The sequence below is a fragment of the Pseudomonas sp. FW305-E2 genome (genome assembly GCF_058782925.1).
Genome location: NZ_JBYSYE010000014.1, coordinates 38100 through 53915, shown reverse-complemented (window position 1 = coordinate 53915; position 15816 = coordinate 38100). Strand labels below are relative to the sequence as shown.

At 61.9% G+C, this 15816-nt stretch carries 15 protein-coding genes; 9 read left to right on the top strand and 6 right to left on the bottom strand.

The window, feature by feature from the left end:
* Nucleotides 1–188: 188 nt before the first annotated feature.
* Nucleotides 189–2192 (top strand): choline transporter BetT, encoded by a 2004-nt coding sequence (gene betT, locus AC3WLP_RS13330; protein ID WP_003255844.1) that lies wholly within the window; start codon nucleotides 189–191, stop codon nucleotides 2190–2192.
* A gap of 123 nt (nucleotides 2193–2315) precedes the next feature.
* Here betT and tauD read toward each other — a convergent pair whose 3' ends face one another.
* Genes tauD through tauA form a run of 4 tightly spaced genes read right to left on the bottom strand, consistent with a single transcriptional unit; the run spans nucleotide 2316 to nucleotide 5807 of the window.
* The gene (tauD, locus tag AC3WLP_RS13325; protein WP_019750185.1) at nucleotides 2316–3149 is read right to left on the bottom strand and encodes a taurine dioxygenase; all 834 of its coding nucleotides are present in this window, start codon (nucleotides 3147–3149) and stop codon (nucleotides 2316–2318) included.
* A gap of 48 nt (nucleotides 3150–3197) precedes the next feature.
* On the bottom strand, nucleotides 3198–4037 hold the full coding sequence (tauC, locus tag AC3WLP_RS13320; RefSeq protein WP_011953207.1) for a taurine ABC transporter permease TauC: 840 nt from the start codon (nucleotides 4035–4037) through the stop codon (nucleotides 3198–3200).
* On the bottom strand, nucleotides 4034–4822 hold the full coding sequence (tauB, locus tag AC3WLP_RS13315) for a taurine ABC transporter ATP-binding subunit (protein ID WP_011953208.1): 789 nt from the start codon (nucleotides 4820–4822) through the stop codon (nucleotides 4034–4036). Before tauB ends, tauC begins: the two co-directional genes overlap by 4 nt.
* Before the next feature lie 13 nt (nucleotides 4823–4835).
* On the bottom strand, nucleotides 4836–5807 hold the full coding sequence (tauA, locus tag AC3WLP_RS13310; protein WP_003255840.1) for a taurine ABC transporter substrate-binding protein: 972 nt from the start codon (nucleotides 5805–5807) through the stop codon (nucleotides 4836–4838).
* 518 nt (nucleotides 5808–6325) lie between these two features.
* Here tauA and AC3WLP_RS13305 point away from each other — a divergent pair.
* The 8 genes from AC3WLP_RS13305 to AC3WLP_RS13270 all read left to right on the top strand — a co-directional run bounded on the left by AC3WLP_RS13305 (nucleotide 6326) and on the right by AC3WLP_RS13270 (nucleotide 13401).
* On the top strand, nucleotides 6326–7666 hold the full coding sequence (locus AC3WLP_RS13305; RefSeq protein WP_011953209.1) for an OprD family porin: 1341 nt from the start codon (nucleotides 6326–6328) through the stop codon (nucleotides 7664–7666).
* Nucleotides 7667–7831: 165 nt separating this feature from the next.
* Nucleotides 7832–8470 (top strand): peroxiredoxin, encoded by a 639-nt coding sequence (locus tag AC3WLP_RS13300; protein ID WP_003255836.1) that lies wholly within the window; start codon nucleotides 7832–7834, stop codon nucleotides 8468–8470.
* 218 nt (nucleotides 8471–8688) lie between these two features.
* Nucleotides 8689–9282, top strand: a complete 594-nt coding sequence (gene ssuE / locus AC3WLP_RS13295; protein ID WP_088513471.1) for an NADPH-dependent FMN reductase — start codon at nucleotides 8689–8691, stop codon at nucleotides 9280–9282.
* 85 nt (nucleotides 9283–9367) lie between these two features.
* Nucleotides 9368–10333, top strand: coding sequence for a sulfonate ABC transporter substrate-binding protein (locus AC3WLP_RS13290; RefSeq protein ID WP_004576375.1), 966 nt, complete (start codon nucleotides 9368–9370; stop codon nucleotides 10331–10333).
* A gap of 59 nt (nucleotides 10334–10392) precedes the next feature.
* Nucleotides 10393–11541, top strand: coding sequence for an FMNH2-dependent alkanesulfonate monooxygenase (gene ssuD, locus AC3WLP_RS13285; protein WP_004576374.1), 1149 nt, complete (start codon nucleotides 10393–10395; stop codon nucleotides 11539–11541).
* 10 nt (nucleotides 11542–11551) lie between these two features.
* Nucleotides 11552–12349: an aliphatic sulfonate ABC transporter permease SsuC gene (gene ssuC, locus AC3WLP_RS13280; protein ID WP_003255831.1), complete on the top strand. Its 798-nt coding sequence runs from the start codon at nucleotides 11552–11554 to the stop codon at nucleotides 12347–12349.
* The gene (ssuB, locus tag AC3WLP_RS13275; protein ID WP_010951617.1) at nucleotides 12346–13158 is read left to right on the top strand and encodes an aliphatic sulfonates ABC transporter ATP-binding protein; all 813 of its coding nucleotides are present in this window, start codon (nucleotides 12346–12348) and stop codon (nucleotides 13156–13158) included. Before ssuC ends, ssuB begins: the two co-directional genes overlap by 4 nt.
* 27 nt (nucleotides 13159–13185) lie before the next feature.
* A complete protein-coding gene (locus AC3WLP_RS13270) occupies nucleotides 13186–13401 on the top strand; it encodes a TOBE domain-containing protein (protein ID WP_003255829.1) in 216 nt (71 codons plus the stop codon).
* 142 nt (nucleotides 13402–13543) lie between these two features.
* Here AC3WLP_RS13270 and AC3WLP_RS13265 read toward each other — a convergent pair whose 3' ends face one another.
* Nucleotides 13544–14176 (bottom strand): TetR/AcrR family transcriptional regulator, encoded by a 633-nt coding sequence (locus AC3WLP_RS13265; RefSeq protein WP_011953211.1) that lies wholly within the window; start codon nucleotides 14174–14176, stop codon nucleotides 13544–13546.
* Nucleotides 14176–15753: a glutamate--cysteine ligase gene (gene gshA / locus AC3WLP_RS13260; protein WP_029611781.1), complete on the bottom strand. Its 1578-nt coding sequence runs from the start codon at nucleotides 15751–15753 to the stop codon at nucleotides 14176–14178. The genes AC3WLP_RS13265 and gshA overlap by 1 nt, the downstream gene beginning before the upstream one ends.
* Nucleotides 15754–15816: the final 63 nt, after the last annotated feature.

The following is a 15816-nucleotide window of genomic DNA, read 5'->3' as shown; positions in this document are numbered from 1 at the left end:
CACCCGCAAAGAGGCCGGAACAGGACGACACCAATCGGCGCCCCAATTCGCATTGAAATCCGATCCATGTTTAACTTGAACGCTTGTTCAATGAAAAACGCTGGTCCGCTGCCGGTGTTCAACAGGAGGATTCCTTTGCTGAACCCGTTCATTCCGAACCTCACGTCATTCGACGAGGTGCACGCCCTATGAGTGCACCGAACCCTTCCGCTGCCAACGGCAAAATCCGCATGAACCCCCCGGTGTTCTACTTTGCGGCGAGTTTCATCCTCATCTTTGGCCTGGTAGTCATCTCCAACCCGCAAGCCGCAGGTGACTGGTTGCTGGCGGCGCAGAACTGGGCGGCCAACACGGTCGGCTGGTACTACATGCTGGCGATGACGCTGTACCTGGTCTTCGTGGTGGTCACCGCCTTGTCTGGCTATGGCAAGATCAAACTCGGTGCCGACCACGACGAACCCGAGTTCAGCTACCTGTCGTGGGCAGGCATGCTGTTCGCCGCCGGCATCAGCATCACGCTGTTCTTCTTCTGTGTCTCCGAACCGCTGACCCACATGCTGCAACCGCCCCAAGGCGAAGCCGGCACGGTCGAGGCCGGGCGCCAGGCGATGCAGATCCTGTTCCTGCACTGGGGCCTGCATGGCTGGGGGGTGTTCGCCTTCGTCGGCATGGCATTGGCCTATTTCGCCTACCGGCATAACCTGCCGCTGGCCCTGCGTTCGGCGCTGTACCCGCTGATTGGCAAGCGCATCAACGGCCCGATCGGTTATGCGGTGGATGGCTTCGGCATCATCGCCACGGTGTTCGGCCTGGGCGCCGACATGGGCTTTGGGGTGCTGCATCTGAACGCCGGTCTGGACTACCTGTTCGGCATCAGCCACAGCCAGTGGGTGCAGGTGATCCTCATCACCCTGATGATGGGCGCGGCTGTGGCCGTAGCCGTGGCCGGGGTGGAGAAGGGGGTGCGGGTGATGAGCGACATCAACCTGTTCCTGGCCTGTGCGCTGCTGCTGTTCGTGCTGTTCGCCGGGCCTACCCAGCACCTGTTCAACACGCTGATCCAGAACCTGGGCGACTACCTGGGTGCGTTGCCGCGCAAGAGCTTCGACGTGTATGCCTATGGTGAAAACCGCGGCTGGCTGGGCGGCTGGACCGTGTTCTACTGGGCCTGGTGGATTGCCTGGGCGCCGTTCGTGGGCCTGTTCATCGCCCGCATCTCCCGTGGCCGTACCATCCGCGAGTTCGTCTTTGGCGTGCTGCTGATTCCGCTGGGCTTCACCCTGGCGTGGATGTCGATCTTCGGCAACAGCGCCTTGGACCAGGTGATCAACCACGGCATGACCGCACTGGGCCAGTCGGCGCTGGATAACCCGTCGATGAGCCTGTACCTGCTGCTGGAAACCTACCCCTGGAGCAAGGCAGTCATCGCCACCACGGTGTTCATCAGCTTCGTGTTCTTCGTCACCTCGGCCGACTCGGGCACCGTGGTGCTGTCGACCTTGTCGGCCAAGGGCGGTGACGCTGATGAAGATGGGCCGAACTGGCTGCGTATCTTTTGGGGGGCGATGACTGCACTGATCACCAGTGCGCTGTTGTTCGCTGGCAGCATTGATTCGCTGAAGTCGGCAGTGGTGCTGACGTCGCTGCCGTTCTCGCTCATTCTGCTGTGCATGATGTGGGGGCTGCACAAGGCGTTCTACCTGGAGTCGCAGCGGCAGATCGCGCAGATGCACTCGCTGGCCCCGTTCGCCCAGTCGCGTCGCGGCCGTGGCGGCTGGCGCCAGCGCCTGAGCCAGGCGGTGCACTTCCCGTCACGTGATGAGGTGTACCGTTTCATGGATGATGTGGTGCGCCCGGCGATTGCCGATGTGCGTGAAGTGTTCGAGCAGAAAGGCCTGGTGCTGATTACCCAGGACGACCCTAGCCATGACAACGTCAGCCTGAAGATTGGCCATGGCGAGGAACAGCCGTTCATTTACCAAGTGCAGATGCGTGGCTATTTCACACCATCGTTCGCCTTGGGGGGGCTGGGTACGCAGGAGTTGAAGAACCGCCGCTATTACCGGGCGGAGGTGCACCTGAGCGAAGGCAGCCAGAACTATGACCTGGTGGGCTACAGCAAGGAGCAGATCATCAACGACATCCTCGACCAGTACGAGCGGCACATGCAGTACCTGCACCTGGTTCGCTGACCAAGGTCTCCTGTCCTGGCCTCTTCGCGGGCTTGCCCGCTCCCACAGGCACGGCACCGGTTTCGAAACCTGTGTGTACCTGTGGGAGCGGGCAAGCCCGCGAAGAGGCCAGACAGGCAACCGCTAGAAAGGTGCATCCCCAAGGATGGTCGCCCGGTGCATCACCCGCCGGTTCGGCCGGTAATCATCCACCGCAAAATGCTGGGTCACGCGGTTGTCCCAGAACGCCACGTCATGCTCCTGCCAACGCCAGCGAATGCTGAACTCCGGTCGCGTCGCATGGGCGAACAGCAGCCTCAGCAGCGCATCGCTTTCCAGTTCGCTCAGTTCATTGATGCGTGTAGTGAACCCTTCATTGACGAACAACGCCTTGCGCCCGCTCACCGGATGCGTGCGCACCACCGGGTGCGACAGCGGTGGGTTGTTGCGCCGGGTGGCCTCCCAGCGCGTCAGGTCTTCCGGCGTGGTGCCAAAGCGCTCCAGCGGGAACGACTTGGTGAAGTCGTGGGTAGCGGTCAGCCCGCCCAGCATTTCACGCAGCGGCGCCGACAAGGCCTCGAAGGCCGCAATGCCGCTGGCCCAAAGGGTATCGCCACCGTAAGCAGGCAATTGCTTGGCGCTGAGTACCGCGCCCAGTGCCGGGGTCGGCAAAAAGGTCACGTCGGTGTGCCACACGGCGTTGTCGCGCACATCGGTAACCGCCGTGTCGAGCACCAGCACCTGCGGGGTGTCCGGCACGTTGGGGTAAATCGGGTGGATGTGCAGGTCGCCGAAGCGTGCGGCAAAGCGCGCCTGCTGTTCCGGGTTGATCGGCTGGTCGCGGAGGAACAGCACCTGGTGCTGGAGCAGTGCCTGTTCGATGGCATCGCGCTCTTCTGCGCTGATATCGCGGCTGATGTCCACGCCGCTGATCTGGGCGCCGAGTGCTGGGCTTAGGGGAGTGATGGTCAGGCTCATGTCGGTCTCTTCAATCGGGCGCCAGTGTGCTGGCGTGGACAATGGAGTTCAGTGAATCTGCCCATGCCAGGGCACCAGCTTGCGTTGCAGGGCACGCAGGCTCATTTCCAGAGCGAAGGCGATCAGGGCGATCAGCAGGATGCCCAGCACCACCACGTCGGTGACCAGAAACTGCGCCGCCGATTGCACCATGAAGCCCAGGCCGCTGGTGGCGGCGATCAGTTCGGCAGCCACCAGGGTCGACCAGCCGACCCCCAGGCCAATGCGGATGCCGGTAAGGATGTCAGGCAATGCACTGGGCAAAATGACGTGGCGGATCAGTTGGGCCTTGCTTGCGCCCAGCGACTGCGCCGCGCGCAGCTTGGCCGGATCTACCGTGCGCACACCGGTGGCTGTGGCAATGGCGATGGGGGCGAAGATTGCCAGGTAGATCAGCAGCACTTTCGACAACTCGCCGATACCGCACCAGATGACGATCAGCGGCAGGTAGGCCAGCGGCGGGATGGGCCGGTAGAACTCGATCAGCGGGTCGAGAATGCCGCGGGCTACGCGGTTGTAGCCGATAGCGATGCCGACGGGTATTGCGGTCAGGGTCGCTGCCACCAGCGCCAGGCCGATGCGGCCCAGGCTTGCGCCCAGGTGCTGCCACAGGCTGGCATCCATGTAGCCTTGGGTCAGCAAGGTCCATGCCTTGGCCAGGATGTCGCCGGGCGAGGGCAGGAACAGGGGCTCTACCCAACCGGCAGCCGTCACCAGCCACCAGGCCAGTAGCAGGCTGGCCAGGGTCAGGGTGCTGATCCAGCGGGTGGACAGTGGGTGGCGTAGCGTGGCGGCTGGCCGGGTTTGGGTGTTGTGTTTGCCGGCGACCGGCAGGTCCAGGCTGCTCATGCGCGCTCCTGCAGGCTTTGGCGTTGGGAAAACACCCGCGCCAGCACATGCTCGCGGGTTTCGATGAAGGCTGGATCGGACTTGATGGCCCGGGCCGATTCGCCAGCGGCATAGCGCTGGCCGAAGTTCAGCTGCAGGCGTTCCACTACGCGTCCCGGGTTGGGCGCCAGCAGTACCAGTTCGCTGGCGAGGAACACCGCTTCTTCGATGTCGTGGGTAATCAGGAACACCGGCTTGGCGGTGCGTTGCCAAACTTGCAATAGCAGCTCTTGCATCTGCTCACGGGTGAAGGCATCGAGGGCACCGAACGGTTCATCCATCAGCAGTACCCGAGGGGCAGCCGCCAGCGCCCGGGCAAGGCCCACGCGCTGCTTCTGGCCACCGGACAATTGCCAGATACGCCGTTCGCCGAAGCCATCGAGGTCGACCAGGGTGAGCATTTCGCGGGCCTTGGCCTCACGCTGGGCGCGGGGTACGCCAGCCAGTTCGAGGCCGAAGGCGACGTTGCCCAGCACGTTCTGCCATGGCAGCAGGGCATCGTCCTGGAACACCACGCCGCGTTCTGCACCGGGGCCCTGCACCGGCACACCATCGAGGGTGATGTCACCGCCACTGGGGGCGACGAAGCCGGCGATCAGGTTGAGCAGTGAGGTCTTGCCGCTGCCGGAAGGCCCCAGGGCCACCAGCAGTTGGCGTGGTCCCAGGCTCAGGTTGATGTCGGCCAGCACCGGGGTGCTGGCGCCTGGGTACTGTGCGCTGATGCGCTCCAGCTCGAGCAAGGCCATGACGGGCTCCGGATCAGTTTGGAAGGAACTTGGCGCTGACGTACGGCGAGTAGTCCGGCAGCACTGCTTCGACTTTGCCTTGCTGCTTGAGGAAGTTGGCGGTGTCCGTCAGCGCTTGGGTGGTCGGCGCGCCCAGGGCGTTGGCCTGGTCAGCGGCCAGCGGGTAGACGTTGCCCTCCAGCAGCACCGGGATGTCGCTGGCCTTGGCACCGGACAGCTTCACCAGCTTGTCTACGTTGCCCTTGTCGGCCAGCCAGGCTTTCGGGTCCTTGCGGTAGTCGGCGTAGGCATCGAGGGTGACTTTGGCAAAGGCCTTGACCACATCAGGGTGTTTCTCGGCGAAGTCCTTGCGCACGATCCAGGCATCGAAGGTAGGCGCGCCTTTCTGGGCCAGTTCGCCGGAGGTGATCAGGACCTTGCCGTTTTCCTTGGCCACGCCCAGGGCCGGGTCCCACACGTAGGTCGCATCGATGTCGCCGCGCTTCCAGGCGGCAATGATGGCCGGCGGCGCCAGGTTGAGGATCTGTACCTTGGAAGGGTCGATATTCCAGCTTTTCAGTGCGGCAAGCAGGCTGTAATGCCCGGTGGACACGAACGGGACGGCGACCTTCTTGCCGATCAGGTCTTGCGGCGACTTGATGCTGTCACGGGCCACCAACGCTTCACCCGCGCCAATCTGGGTGGCGATGAGGAAGGTTTCAACCGGCAGCTTGCGGGTGGCGGCAGCGGCCAGCGGGCTGGAGCCCAGGTAGCCGATCTGCACGTCGCCGCTGGCCACGGCAGTGATCACGTCTGCGCCGTTATCAAATTTGCGCCAGTCGATGCTGGCCTTGCTGGCTTTTTCGTAGTCGCCATCGACCTGTGCCACTTTGGCCGGGTCGACAGTGGTCTGGTAGGCCACTGTCAGGTCGGCTGCCTGGGCCAACCAGCTGGTGCTGGCGAGGGTCAGGGCGGCGAACAGGCGCAGCGGAGCGTGCGGGATCATGGTTGAACCTCTCGTCAGGCAAGTCGGGTTGGATGACGAGAAGGCTAAATGATCTAAGAAAATTAAAATAAATAACTTTTTTGCATTAGCTTAGGAGCCAAACGCTTTAAAGCCAGGCGTTTCGCAGGCGAACAAGGGGTGAGTGCGCCATGACCCGTGGCGAAATCAGCGAGGCGTGCGAGGCGTTCTAGGCCCGATAGAACGATTTGGCATTAGGTTATGAGCAAACGTTTGCAAATAACCAAAAGTTATTAAACGAGTCGTAGCTACAACGAATTGCAGTAAAGGTTTCTAATATATTCCTTAAAAGTCTTACAAATTCATAAAACGGTCATTTTGGATTTATAGGATTGTCATTATCCTGTAGCGCAGGTGGCGTCTTAGACCAAAGTCGCGAAACGTTTAGAAACGATTGACTTAATAGTCACGCTTTGGGACTAAATCGCCCATCCCGGTGAGCGGGGCATCAGACCCCTCCGCCAGAGATACACAAAAATTAGAACGTAGAGGAGCAAAACATGTACAAGTCCAGCCTGGCTCTGGCCGTGGCACTGGGGGTTCTCGCCCAACAAGCAGGCGCTGCCGGTTTCGTTGAGGACAGCAAACTGTCGCTCAGCTCGCGCACCATGTACTTCAACAACGACAACCGTGAAGATCACGCAAGACCTGGTGCGGAGCGCCCGGATCAGCGTGAGTCGGGCCAGGGCTTCAAGCTCGACTACATCTCGGGCTTTACCCAAGGCACCGTAGGCTTCGGTGTTGATGCCCAAGCGCTGTGGGGTATTCACCTGGATGGTGGCGAGGGTTACCACAAGTCCGGCTTCTTCCCGGATGACGGCAAAGGTTCTGCAGCCCAGTGGGCTCGTTTCGGTGCCAATGCCAAGGCGCGCTTCTCCAAGACCGAAGCGCATTTCGGTAGCGCGCTCGCACCGAACCTGCCGATCCTGGTTTCCAACGATGGTCGTCTGCTGCCACAAACCTTCGAGGGTGGCACCATCCAGTCGAAGGAAATCGATAACCTGACCATCAACGCGGGTCAGCTGACCCACGCCATGGGCCGTGCTTCGAGCAACCGTACCGGTCTGTCTGTCGCCGGTTCCAATGCCGAGAGCAACAAGTTCCGCTATGGTGGCCTGGACTACAAGCTCACTCCAGACCTGACCCTGCAGTACTACTACTCGAACCTGGAAGACTTCTACAAGCAGCACTTCCTGGGCGCGACCCACGTGTTCAAGATCGCTGACGACCAGTCGTTCAAGACCGACCTGCGCTACTTCGACAGCAGCAGCGACGGCAAGAATGGCAACGACAGCGCTTACAACTTCAACAACAACGGTGGCTACGCCAAAAACACCGGCGAGATCGACAACAAGACCTGGTCCGCCATGTTCACCTATACCTTGGGTGGCCACGCGCTGATGCTCGGTCACCAGCAAGTGGGTGACGACGGTGGCTTCGTATGGTTGAACCAGGGCAGCCTGAGCAACGACAGCGGCACCTCGGAAGGTGCTGGCGGCTCCAGCTTCTACCTGTTCACCGACAGCATGATCAACCAGTTCGCCCGTGCTGGTGAAAACACCACCTTCGGTCAGTACTCCTATGACTTCGCGGCGCTGGGTGTGCCAGGCCTGAAGGCATCGGTTGCTTACCTGCGTGGTGACGATATCCGCAACAAGTCGGGCAGCGGTACCTACAATGAATGGGAACGCGATGCGCGCATCGACTACACCCTCCAGGAAGGTGCCCTCAAAGGCTTGGGCTTCAGCCTGCGCCAAGGCGTGTACCGTGGTGCCGGTGAGAGCAGTGCCGACCAGGATCAGGCTCGCTTCATCGTGAACTACACTTACAGCTTCCTGTAAGTCGTAGCCACAAAGAAAGCCTCGCCTAGTGCGAGGCTTTTTTGTGCCTGCTAGTTCGTATGCGTTATGGTTATAAATAAATCGTTATTTATTCTTTTTATTTTTAACTGAATGCAGGCAAATTGAGCCCATACGGTACAGAACCCAGCCCAGGAGCCGCAGCCCATGAGCCTCAAACTCGGCGATATCGCCCCCGATTTCGAACAGGATTCCAGCGAAGGCAAGATCCGCTTCCACGAGTGGCTGGGCAACAGCTGGGGGGTGTTGTTCTCCCACCCGGCCGACTTCACCCCGGTGTGCACCACCGAGTTGGGCCTGACCGCCAAGCTGAAGGACGAATTTGCCAAGCGCGGGGTCAAGGCCATCGCCCTGTCGGTGGACCCGGTCGACTCGCATCACAAGTGGATCGATGACATCAACGAAACACAGAATACCGTGGTCAACTTCCCGATCATTGCTGACGCTGACCGCAAAGTGTCCGACCTTTACGACCTGATCCACCCGAACGCCAGCGACACCCTGACCGTGCGCTCGCTGTTCATCATCGACCCGAATAAAAAGGTGCGCCTGACCATTACCTACCCGGCCAGTACCGGGCGCAACTTCAACGAAATTCTGCGGGTGATCGACTCGCTGCAGCTGACCGACAACCACAAGGTTGCCACACCGGGTAACTGGCAGGACGGCGATGAAGTGGTGATCGTGCCTTCGCTCAAAGACGAGGAGGAGATCAAGCAGCGCTTCCCCAAAGGTTACCGGGCGGTCAAACCCTATCTGCGCCTGACCCCTCAACCCAATCGTTAATGGATTCCTCGTTGCATTGCTCTTAGCCAAGCAGGGATTTTCGGGCCGTTTCGACGGCCCTTTTTTATGCCTGTAAAAAACGGTGGGAGCGGGCGCGCCCGCGAGGAGGTCTTTATGGGTAAAGACAATAATGGAATAAACAAATGAAAAAATATGATTTCTAGATATATGTAGCAGCTGTTAATGTCTCCTCCAACAGAACACAAGGAAGCGCAGCAATGCTGGTCGTCTCAATCGGTGGTAGCCCAAGTCTCCGTTCACGCTCCGGCGTGCTGCTCGAGCGTTCGCGCCAGTGGCTGCAGGATCGCGGCGTTGAAGTGGTGACATTCCAGGTGCGTGACTTTCCCGCCGAAGACCTGCTGCATGCCCGCTTCGACAGCCCGCATGTGCAACACTTTCAGCAGCTGGTGGCCCAGGCCGATGGCCTGATCGTCTCCACCCCGGTGTACAAGGCTTCGTTTTCCGGTGCCCTGAAAACCTTGCTTGACCTGCTGCCCGAGCGCGCCCTGGCCCACAAGATCGTGTTGCCCATCGCCACTGGCGGCAGCATCGCCCACATGCTGGCGGTGGATTACGCATTGAAGCCGGTGCTGTCGGCACTCAAGGCACAAGAGACCCTGCAAGGGATCTTTGCCGACGACAGCCAGGTGGCTTACGCAGAAGGTACAAAGCCCGCGCAGTTGGTACAGGCGCTGGAAGAACGCCTGCACGACTTGCTGGAAACCTTCCACGTCGCCCTGGCCCGTCGGCCGCGCCCCGTGGCCCCTGGCGTACTGAACGAACGTCTGATCAGCGCTCGCTGGAGCATCTGAACGGCATTACCCGCTTCACCACCTTACTCGCCCGTTAACGAGGCAAGCAGGTGCAACCCGAACCCCATTCGCACAGGAGAGCGCCATGCGCACAGTCTTCTTGCGTCGTGGTCTGGTCGCCCTGTTTGCGGCGGCTGTGTCCTTCGGCGCCATTACCCAAGCCCAGGCCGAGAGCCTGCGTATCGGTTACCAGAAATACGGCACCTTGGTGCTGCTCAAGGCCAAGGGCACGCTGGAGAAGCGTCTGGCCGAGCAGGGAGTACAGGTGCAATGGACCGAATTCCCCGGCGGCCCGCAGCTGCTTGAAGGGCTGAACGTCGGCTCCATCGATTTCGGCGTAACCGGCGAGACGCCTCCTGTGTTCGCTCAGGCCGCTGGCGCCGACCTGCTCTACGTGGCCTACGAGCCGCCAGCGCCGCACAGCGAAGCGATCCTGGTGCCCAAGGGCTCGCCGATCCAGTCGGTGAAGGACCTCAAGGGTAAAAAGGTCGTCCTCAACAAAGGCTCCAACGTGCACTACCTGCTGGTCCGCGCCCTGGAAGACGCCGGCCTCAAGTACAGCGACATCCAGCCTGTCTACCTGCCGCCAGCCGACGCCCGCGCCGCCTTCGAGCGCGGCAGCGTGGATGCCTGGGTGATCTGGGACCCTTACCAGGCCGCCGCCGAGCAGCAGCTGCAAGCGCGCACCCTACGTGACGGCAAGGGCCTGGTCGACAACCACCAGTTCTACCTCGCCACCCGCAACTATGCGACACAGCACCCAGCGGTGATCAACACCGTGATCGAGGAAGTGCGCGCCGTGGGTGAATGGTCCCAGGCCAACCCGCAAGAGGTGACCGACCAGGTTGCCCCGCTGCTCGGCCTGCCTGCCGGCATCACCCTGACCTCTGTCAAACGCCAAGGCTACGGCGCTGCGCCGCTGACCCCGGACGTGGTGGCCGCGCAGCAGAAGATCGCCGACACGTTCCAGGCGCTGAAGCTTATTCCCAAGCCGCTGAGCATCAAGGACGTGATCTGGACACCCCCTGCCAAAGTTGCTAGCGCGCCTTGATTGACTGCCAGTGCCGGGGCGCCGCTCCGGCTAGAGCCACCCTTGAGGAGACGACTCCAATGAGCCTTAACATTTTCTGGTTCCTCCCAACCCACGGTGACGGCAAGTACCTGGGCACTTCCGAAGGCGCACGTGCGGTCGACCACGGTTACCTGCAGCAGATCGCGCAGGCCGCCGACCGCCTTGGTTTTGGTGGGGTGCTGATCCCGACCGGGCGTTCCTGCGAGGACTCCTGGCTGGTGGCCGCGTCGCTGATCCCCGTGACCCAGCGCCTGAAGTTCCTTGTAGCCCTGCGTCCGGGCATCATTTCACCGACCGTGGCAGCACGCCAGGCGGCCACCCTCGATCGCTTGTCCAATGGCCGTGCGCTATTCAACCTGGTGACCGGTGGTGATCCGGACGAGCTGGCGGGTGATGGCCTGCACCTGAACCACCAGGAGCGCTACGAAGCTTCGGTCGAGTTCACCCGTATCTGGCGCAAGGTGCTGGAAGGCGAAAACGTCGATTACGACGGTAAGCACATCCAGGTAAAGGGCGCCAAGCTGCTCTACCCGCCGATTCAGCAACCACGCCCACCGCTGTATTTCGGCGGCTCGTCCGAGGCCGCTCAGGACCTGGCGGCCGAGCAGGTCGAGCTGTACCTGACCTGGGGCGAGCCACCGGCAGCCGTTGCCGAGAAGATCGCACAGGTGCGCGAAAAAGCGGCTGCTCAAGGGCGCGAAGTACGCTTCGGTATCCGCCTGCACGTGATCGTGCGGGAAACCAACGAAGAGGCTTGGGCCGCCGCCGAGCGCCTGATCTCGCACCTGGACGATGACACCATCTCCCGCGCCCAGGCCTCGCTGGCGCGTTTCGATTCGGTGGGCCAGCAACGCATGGCTGCCCTGCACGGCGGCAACCGCGACAACCTGGAGGTCAGCCCCAACCTGTGGGCAGGTGTTGGCCTGGTACGGGGCGGCGCGGGTACCGCGCTGGTGGGCGACGGCCCGACTGTGGCAGCACGGGTCAAGGAATATGCCGACTTGGGCATCGATACCTTCATCTTCTCGGGTTATCCACATCTGGAAGAGTCTTACCGCGTGGCGGAGCTGCTGTTCCCGCACCTTGATGTGCAGCGCCCAGAGCAGCCGAAAACCGGTGGTTATGTAAGCCCGTTCGGCGAAATGGTGGCCAACGACATCCTGCCCAAATCTGTGTCGCAGAGCTGAGGGCCTGGCCATGAGTCGTGCAACTTCCTCCAACCTGACCCAGCGCCTGGCGCCGTGGGCGCTGCCGGTGCTGCTGTTGGCAATATGGCAACTGGCCGTCAGCGCTGGCTGGCTGTCGACGCGTATCCTGCCGGCACCTAGCGCAGTGGTAAGCGCGGGCGTCGAGCTGGTGCGCAGCGGCGAAATCTGGACCCACCTGGCCATCAGCGGTTGGCGTGCAGGCCTGGGCTTTGTCATCGGCGGCAGCATCGGCCTGGTACTGGGCTTCATCACCGGCTTGTCGAATTGGGGTGAACGCCTGCTCGACAGCTCGGTACAGATGATCCGCAACGTGCCGCACCTTGCGCTCATACCGCTGGTGATTCTGTGGTTCGGTATCGACGAGTCGGCAAAGATCTTTCTGGTCGCGCTGGGCACGTTGTTCCCGATCTACCTGAACACCTACCACGGCATTCGCAACGTTGACCCAGCGTTGGTGGAAATGGCGCGCAGTTACGGCTTGTCCGGCTTCGGCCTGTTCCGCCAGGTGATCCTGCCGGGGGCGCTGCCTTCGATCCTGGTGGGCGTGCGTTTCGCCTTGGGCTTCATGTGGCTGACGCTGATTGTTGCCGAAACCATTTCGGCCAACGCTGGCATCGGTTACCTGGCAATGAATGCTCGCGAATTTCTTCAAACCGACGTGGTAGTGCTGGCCATCGTCCTGTATGCCGTACTCGGCAAGCTTGCCGACCTTGCGGCCCGGGGCCTGGAGCGCGTGTGGCTGCGCTGGCACCCGGCCTATCAAGTTGCCAGGAAGGAGGGCGCATGACCGTGCTCAAGGAACAGCCACCACGCCTGCTGCGTGGCACCCCGCTGGCCTCCAAGGGCCTGCGCAAGACTTTTGGTCAACGCGAAGTTCTGAAGGGTATCGACCTGCACATTCCGGCCGGCCAGTTCGTGGCCATCGTCGGCCGCAGCGGCTGCGGCAAGAGCACTTTGCTGCGGCTACTGGCCGGGTTGGACCAGCCCACTGCCGGGCAGCTACTGGCGGGTGCCGCGCCGCTGGAAGAGGCCCGTGAAGAAACCCGCCTGATGTTCCAGGACGCGCGGCTGCTGCCGTGGAAGAAGGTGATCGACAACGTTGGCCTTGGGCTGTCTGGCGACTGGCGCCCGCGTGCGCTGGAGGCCTTGGATGCGGTTGGCCTGGCCGACCGCGCCAACGAATGGCCGGCAGCGCTCTCGGGAGGCCAGAAGCAGCGCGTGGCTTTGGCCCGAGCCTTGATTCACCAGCCCCGCCTGCTGCTGCTGGACGAGCCACTGGGGGCGCTGGATGCATTGACCCGCATCGAGATGCAGCAACTGATCGAACGCCTGTGGCGTCAGCACGGCTTCACTGTGCTGCTGGTGACCCACGACGTCAGCGAGGCGGTTGCCGTGGCTGACCGGGTGATCCTGATTGAGGACGGCGAGGTCGGGCTCGACCTCACTGTTGACCTGGCACGGCCCCGGGCGCGTGGTTCGCACCGTCTGGCCGCGCTGGAAAGCGAAGTGCTCAACCGTGTTCTGTCCACCCCGGGCACTGCGCCCGAGCCGGATCCTGTAGCCCCTCTGCCCACGCAACTGCGCTGGGCGCACTGAATCCCAAAAGCCAAAAGGAAGCAAACCATGACTATCAAAGCCATCAATGTTCGTAACCAGTTCAAAGGTACTGTGAAAGAAATCCTCGAAGGCCCGGTACTGTCGGAAATTGACGTGCAGACGGCTTCGGGTATCGTCACTTCGGTGATTACCACCCGTTCCGTGCGTGAGCTGGAGTTGCAAGTGGGCAGTGAAGTGATTGCCTTTGTGAAGTCGACTGAAGTGTCTATCGCCAAGCTGTGATGCGGCGGGTCGATATTGGGGCTGCTTTGCAGCCCTTCGCGGGCAAGCCCGCTCCCACAGATACTTCGCAAGCTCCAGGGGGCGCGCGGGCTCTGTGGGAGCGGGCTTGCCCGCGAAGGGCCGCCAAGCGGCCCCAGATTTCTCAGCGGGAACGCTTGGCCAGAAACGGCGGCAGGTACAACCCTAGATACGCCTCGAACACCCGCTTGCCTTCCTCGGCCATGCGCGGGGTGATCGCCTCGTGCAACTGTACCGACCGCGCATACACCCGGTCGCTCAATTCCATGGCCAAGGCAAACACGTCCACATCCAGTGGCATCACCGGCAGGTGAAAATGCTGGTCGAACAACGTGTGCATCAAGTCGCCCAGTTCCATGTCGTGCTGCCGGTCGGCCTGCACCACCTCGCTCAGGCCATGCTGCGCCAGGATCAACTGCCGCGCCGCTGCATCCTCGTGATAGATATCAAGCATGCGTTGTTCGATCAGCCGTGACAGTTCGTGCCAGGTGCTGAACGCGCTGCTGTCGATCGGAGCGCTCAGGGCTTCGCGAAACGCCCGGTGCACATCTGCAGTAAGTGCCTCCAGCAAGGCCGGCACGCTGGCGAAAAAGTGATACACCGACGAAGGCGGAATCTGCGCCCGCTCGGCCACGCTGTAGATAGACAGTGCTGCCACCCCTTGCTCGGCCAACAGCTCACGCGCAGCCGCCAGGATCGCCTCGATCCTGGCCTGGCTGCTGGCGCGCGGTTTGCGCGGGGTGGTGGTGCGGTTCATCAGCTGCTGATTGCCAGGATGCTGGCCTGGTAGGCGCCGACGAACAAGTCGAAATCACCGACTTCGTCTCGCTCCAGCTCGGACTGCCTGGCGAGCGACTCGCGGGCCAGCGTCTCGAATGCTTGCTGCTTTTCGTTGCTCAGCGGTTGCTCGCGGAAAGTCTCGGCGTGCACACGGCTCTGGCGCAGCGAGAACTGGACGAAACTCTCGTCATGCTCGGTCATGCGTGCCAGCACCTGGGCCGACGGGGTCAGCGAGGTGTCGTCGACCTTGGCCTGCTGCGCATCCAGGGCCTTGGCGTGCTCATCAGAACCTTGCGCCTGGTCGAGCAGATTGGCCAATTGGCGGATACGCTCGATCAGCTCGCTGGCCCAGTCTTTCAGGCTGATCGGCTGGCCATTGCGGTGCAACTCCAGGCCCGGACGACGACCTTCCTTGACCACGGTCAGGAAGTTGCTGGTGCACTGGCCGCACTCACCGTTGTCCAGTTGCGGGCTGTCTTCCAAGGCGCAGAACAGCAGGAATGCGTCGAGGAAGCGCGCCTCGGTCAGGTCGATACCGACCGGCAGAAACGGGTTGATGTCCAGGCAACGCACTTCCACATACTGCACGCCCCGCGAGGTCAGGGCCTGGATCGGCCGCTCGCCGGTGTAGGTGACGCGCTTGGGGCGGATGTTCGAGTAGTACTCGTTTTCGATCTGCAGAATGTTGGTGTTCAGCTGAACCCACTCGCCATCCACATGCGTGCCGATTTCAACGTAAGGCGGGTAGGGCGTGCCAACGGCCTTGCGCAGGCTGTCGGTGTAGCTGGCCAGGTTGTTGTAGCAGGGCGTCAGGCCGGCCTGGGCGTTGCTCTGGTAACCCAGGTCGCTCATGCGCAGGCTGGTGGCATAAGGCAGGAACAGGGTTTCGGCATCCAGCTCTTCGAGCTGGTGCGGGCGGCCACGCAGGAAGCCTTTGTCCAGGGCCGGCGAGGCGCCGAACAGGTACATCAGCAGCCAGCTGTAGCGGCGGAAGTTACGAATCAGCGCGATGTAGGCCGACGACTGGTAGTCGCGGTCATTTTCCGTACTGCCTTCGGCTTCGCGCAGCAGTGGCCAAAGCGCTTCGGGCAGCGAGAAGTTGTAATGAATACCGGCGATGCACTGCATGGTGCGGCCGTAACGCAGGGCCAGGCCCTTGCGGTAGACGTGTTTGAGCTTGCCGATATTCGAGCTGCCGTACTCGGCGATCGGGATGTCCTCCTCGGCCGGCAGCGTGCACGGCATCGACGGGCTCCACAGGTATTCGTCGCCCAGCTTGCTGTAGACGAAACGGTGGGTCTCTTCGAGGCTTTCGAGCACCTTGGCCGGATCGGCCAGGGCTGGGGTGATGAACTCCAGCAGCGACTCGGAATAGTCGGTGGTGATCTGCTCGTTGGTCAGCGCCGATCCCAGTGCTTCCGGATGCGGGGTCTGGGCCAGGCGACCTTCATCGGTCACGCGCAGGCATTCGCGCTCAATACCGTGCAGGCACTGCTTGAGCAGGGGGAGATTGGCGCCGAGCAGGCTCAGGCGGCGGTTGAGGAGTTCGCTCAAGATGTATTCCTTCACGCGTCAGTCGCCCCAATATGGGGGTAGAGATAACGGTCTACAAGGGTA

Bases quoted from the DNA above. Each gene is read 5' to 3' on its own strand.
- betT (WP_003255844.1), top strand. From the start codon at position 189: ATGAGTGCACCGAACCCTTCCGCTGCCAACGGCAAAATCCGCATGAAC.
- ssuC (WP_003255831.1), top strand. From the start codon at position 11,552: ATGAGTCGTGCAACTTCCTCCAACCTGACCCAGCGCCTGGCGCCGTGG.
- AC3WLP_RS13305 (WP_011953209.1), top strand. From the start codon at position 6,326: ATGTACAAGTCCAGCCTGGCTCTGGCCGTGGCACTGGGGGTTCTCGCC.
- ssuD (WP_004576374.1), top strand. From the start codon at position 10,393: ATGAGCCTTAACATTTTCTGGTTCCTCCCAACCCACGGTGACGGCAAG.
- tauB (WP_011953208.1), bottom strand. From the start codon at position 4,822: ATGGCCTTGCTCGAGCTGGAGCGCATCAGCGCACAGTACCCAGGCGCC.
- ssuE (WP_088513471.1), top strand. From the start codon at position 8,689: ATGCTGGTCGTCTCAATCGGTGGTAGCCCAAGTCTCCGTTCACGCTCC.
- tauC (WP_011953207.1), bottom strand. From the start codon at position 4,037: ATGAGCAGCCTGGACCTGCCGGTCGCCGGCAAACACAACACCCAAACC.
- ssuB (WP_010951617.1), top strand. From the start codon at position 12,346: ATGACCGTGCTCAAGGAACAGCCACCACGCCTGCTGCGTGGCACCCCG.
- AC3WLP_RS13270 (WP_003255829.1), top strand. From the start codon at position 13,186: ATGACTATCAAAGCCATCAATGTTCGTAACCAGTTCAAAGGTACTGTG.
- AC3WLP_RS13265 (WP_011953211.1), bottom strand. From the start codon at position 14,176: ATGAACCGCACCACCACCCCGCGCAAACCGCGCGCCAGCAGCCAGGCC.
- tauD (WP_019750185.1), bottom strand. From the start codon at position 3,149: ATGAGCCTGACCATCACTCCCCTAAGCCCAGCACTCGGCGCCCAGATC.
- AC3WLP_RS13300 (WP_003255836.1), top strand. From the start codon at position 7,832: ATGAGCCTCAAACTCGGCGATATCGCCCCCGATTTCGAACAGGATTCC.
- tauA (WP_003255840.1), bottom strand. From the start codon at position 5,807: ATGATCCCGCACGCTCCGCTGCGCCTGTTCGCCGCCCTGACCCTCGCC.
- AC3WLP_RS13290 (WP_004576375.1), top strand. From the start codon at position 9,368: ATGCGCACAGTCTTCTTGCGTCGTGGTCTGGTCGCCCTGTTTGCGGCG.